Here is a 4,371-nt window from a genome sequence, read left to right as displayed (position 1 = left end):
CACGCGCCAAAGCCAACAGGGGCTGACGGCGGCAGACGCCTTGGCCTAAAATCCACGCGGCACGTGCCTTGATTTAGCGATTCGGCAGCAAGGCAGTCCTGCAAGATCAATCAGCAAGAAAAGCAGTAGGCATGAACACGGCGCGCAACCCGCGCCGCGCGCCGCGCGGCGACCCTGCTTCTCCGGCAGCCGGCGGCAATAGACGATTTACGAGTCCAAGCAAGTCCGCACCATCCTTCGATTGGAGTAAGGCAATGCCCCACAATCTCAATAAGACTCTGAAAGAATTCAAGATCGGCCCGTCGAGCAAGGGCCAGTTCTACTCCCTGCCGCAACTGGGCAAGGCACTAGGCGTGGCGGTCGAGCGCCTGCCCGTATCGATTCGCGTCGTACTGGAATCCGTGCTGCGCAACTGCGACGGCAAGAAGGTCACCGAGGAGCACGTCAAGCAACTCGCCCACTGGAAGCCCGTCGCCGAGCGTGTCGACGAGATCCCCTTCGTGGTGGCGCGCGTGGTGCTGCAGGATTTCACCGGTGTGCCCTTGCTGGCCGACCTGGCCGCCATGCGCAACGTGGCCGAGAAGATGGGCAAGAACCCGAAGAAGATCGAGCCCCTGGTTCCCGTGGACCTGGTGGTCGACCACTCCGTGCAGATTGACCACTTCCGCGAGAAGAACGCGCTGGACCTGAACATGAAACTGGAGTTCGAGCGCAACAACGAGCGCTACCAGTTCATGAAATGGGGCATGCAGGCCTTCGATACCTTTGGCGTGGTGCAGCCGGGCTTCGGCATTGTGCACCAGGTGAACCTGGAGTACCTGGCCCGCRGCGTGCACAAGAAGGACGGCGTGTACTACCCCGACACCCTGGTCGGCACCGACAGCCACACCACCATGATCAACGGCATCGGCGTGGTGGGCTGGGGCGTGGGCGGCATCGAGGCGGAAGCCGGCATGCTGGGCCAGCCGGTCTATTTCCTGACGCCTGACGTGGTCGGCGTGGAACTGAAGGGCCGCCTGCGCGAAGGCGTGACGGCAACCGACCTGGTGCTCACCATCACCGAAATGCTGCGCCGCGAGAAGGTCGTCGGCAAGTTCGTCGAGTTCTTCGGCGAAGGCACGGCCAGCCTGGCACTGCCGGACCGCGCCACCATCGGCAACATGGCACCGGAGTACGGCGCCACCATGGGCTTCTTCCCGGTCGACGAGAAAACCATCGACTACTTCAAGGGCACCGGCCGCACCGAAGAAGAAATTGCCGCCTTCGAAGGCTATTTCCGTGCCCAGAAGATGTTCGGCGTGCCCAAGGCCGGCGAAATCGACTACACCAATGTGGTCACGCTGGACCTGGGCACCGTGGCCCCCTCGCTGGCCGGCCCCAAGCGCCCGCAGGACCGCATCGAAATCGGCAACGTCAAGTCCACCTTTGCCTCGCTGTTCGCCAAGCCGACCGCCGAGAACGGCTTCAACAAGGACATCGCGGAACTCGACAAAACCTACACCACCGCCGACGGCGTGAACGTGAAGAGCGGCGACGTGCTGATCGCCGCCATCACGTCCTGCACCAACACCTCCAACCCGAGCGTGCTGCTGGCCGCCGGCCTGCTGGCCAAGAAGGCGGTGGAAGCCGGCCTCAAGGTGGCGCCGCACATCAAGACGTCGCTGGCCCCTGGCAGCCGCGTGGTAACGGAATACCTGCAAGCCGCCGGCCTGCTGCCGTACCTGGAAAAGCTGGGCTTCGGCGTGACCGCCTACGGCTGCACCACCTGCATCGGCAACGCCGGCGACCTGACGCCGGAACTGAACGAGGCCATCACCAAGAACGACCTGGTGGCCGCCGCCGTGCTGTCGGGCAACCGCAACTTCGAAGCACGCATCCACCCGAACATCCGCGCCAACTTCCTGGCCTCGCCGCCGCTGGTGGTGGCCTACGCCATCGCCGGCAACGTCACGCGCGACCTGATGACCGAGCCGGTGGGCACGGGCAAGGGCGGCCGCGAGATCTACCTGGGCGACATCTGGCCGACCTCGGAAGAAATCCACGCGCTGATGAAGTTCGCGATGGACTCGAAGGTGTTCAAGATCAACTACGAGCAGGTCAAGAAGCCGAGCAAGCTGTGGGCCAAGGTCAAGGGCACCAAGGGCCAGGTCTACGACTGGCCGAAGTCCACCTATATCGCCGAGCCGCCCTTCTTCGACGGCTTCGGCATGGAACCGGCCGCCACGCAGTCAAGCGTGCGCAATGCGCGCGCGCTGGGCGTCTTCGGCGACTCCGTGACCACCGACCATATCTCGCCGGCCGGCTCCATCAAGGAATCGTCGCCCGCGGGCAAGTACCTGCTGGCCAACGGCGTGCTCAAGGCGGACTTCAACAGCTACGGCTCGCGCCGCGGCAACCATGAGGTCATGATGCGCGGCACCTTTGCCAATGTGCGCATCAAGAACCTGATGCTGCCCGTCAAGGCCGACGGCTCCCGCGTGGAAGGCGGCGTAACGCTGCACCAGCCTTCCGGCGAAGAACTGTCGATCTACGACGCCGCCATGAAGTACATCGCCGAGGGCACGCCCACCGTGGTGTTCGGCGGCGAAGAGTACGGCACGGGCTCGTCGCGCGACTGGGCGGCCAAGGGCACCCAGCTGCTCGGCGTGAAGGCCGTGATCACGCGCAGCTTCGAGCGCATCCACCGCTCCAACCTGGTCGGCATGGGCGTGCTGCCCCTGCAGTTCAAGGGCAGCGACAGCGTGCAGACGCTCGGCATCGTCGGCGACGAGACCTTCGACATCGAAGGCATCGAAGGCGAACTGAAGCCGCAGCAGGACGTGACGCTGGTGATCAAGCGCGCCAATGGCGACGTGCAGCGCGTGCCGGTGCTGCTGCGCATCGACACCCCGATCGAGGTCGACTACTACAACCACGGCGGCATCCTGCCGTTCGTGCTGCGTCAGTTGCTGGCTGCCTGACCGGAGCAACCCTGGCCCTTCGGGGCCAAGGGGTGACGCCGCTGGCTCTGCGCCTCTTTCGGAGGTCATGGCCAGCGGCGTTTTTCTTTGGGGCGCCATCCGCGCTGGCCCTAAAGCGCATCAACCGTCGCTTGTACCGGGCTTACCCCAAGTCTTGGGTTGGCCGGTGTAAGTTCCACGCAAGGCTGCCCTGCCAAACTGCCCGGCATCCACAAAGAAAACGCCTTGCGCGGGACAGCCATGCCGGCCAACCCCGCCTGAAACGCACAGGAGACATCATGGCAAAGATTTTCATCGCATTCGTCGTCATTGCCGGCGCGGCACTGTATATGCTGTCAAAGGGTGGCGACATCTCGATGGGCGGCGAGCAGCACGGCGTGGAAACCCACGCGCCGGAGGCTGCGCAAGCGCCCGCGCAGAAGTAAAACCTGGCCGGTTCCGCCGCTGCGCGGCGCTGCCTGACGCAATGCAATACAGCCGCCCAGCCCCCAGGCGGCTTTTTTTGTCAACGCAGCGAGTAGAATACCGTTTTACCGAAAAACGGATGATTTCGACTTATGGCAGGTTTTCGCCCCAAGGCTTCCCAACGTCTTTCGCCTGACGCCGAGCGTCTGGTGGCCGATGCGCTTGCGCTCGATGCCTCGGGCAGCCGCATGGAGGATGGCTACTGGGAGCGGCGTCTTTCGCAACGCCTGGGCCGGCTCCTGAAGAACGGCAGCCAGTCCGCGCTCGACGCAGCGCTCGAACACCTGTTCAAGCACAACGCCGACGCCTCCGACGTGCTCGCCGAGCAAGCCGAGACCCTGGCCGAATCGGCTACCGTCGAAATCGACGGCGTCAGCTACGACGCCCTGCTGATCGCCGCGCCCATCCTGGCCCACACCCGCTACGCCATCCCGTCCGGCGCGCTCAAGCCCGAGCTGTCGCAGACGCTGGCTGTGCACATGCAGGCGCATGTGCTGGCGGCCAACACCAAGATGGCGCTGTCACCCTACCTGTACAGCATCGACCAGCTGCCGCGCACGCACAGCGACACCTTTGCCCTGACCTACAAGCTGGTATCGGCCGCCATGGCCGGCACCACGCCCAAGGTCGACCTGCGCGACCTGCCGGAAACCGCGCCGATCCTGGCCGATCCGCGCTACCTGCTGGCCGTGGTGGTGGCGCCGCACGAGCAGGCCCTGTTCCGCTGGCAGGAAGACGCCAAGGAGCACCACGCCGAGCGCAGCGTCTGCCTGGAACAATGGCGCACCCAGGTGCAGCCCTCGATCGCGCTGCTGATGCCAGGCTGTGAGTTCGACCTGCTGCTGCCCGACGCCTTCTTCCTGTCCTGCCGCGAATCCGACAAGAGCATCCGCCCGCTGACCGTGCGCGCTGCCGTCAACTACCTGTGCGGCACGCTGGACGTGCC

The 4,371-nt window shown here is 64.7% G+C and carries 3 protein-coding genes; all 3 read left to right on the top strand.

The genetic code is table 11. The features are described 5' to 3' along the window. The first annotated feature begins 254 nt into the window (after window positions 1-254). Complete coding sequence (gene acnA / locus AC1DS3_RS35695) at window positions 255-2,960, top strand: aconitate hydratase AcnA (protein WP_477129049.1); 2,706 nt, start codon at window positions 255-257, stop codon at window positions 2,958-2,960. 278 nt (window positions 2,961-3,238) lie between these two features. Then, entirely contained in the window at window positions 3,239-3,385 is a 147-nt protein-coding gene (locus AC1DS3_RS35690) for a hypothetical protein (protein ID WP_170301880.1), read from the top strand. A 132-nt stretch (window positions 3,386-3,517) separates the two neighbouring features. Next, window positions 3,518-4,371: DUF2863 family protein (locus AC1DS3_RS35685; protein ID WP_477129048.1), on the top strand; the 854-nt coding region annotated here is incomplete at its 3' end.

Source organism: Cupriavidus sp. 01L46, from assembly GCF_056399905.1.
This window is presented reverse-complemented; position numbering and strand designations above follow the sequence as displayed.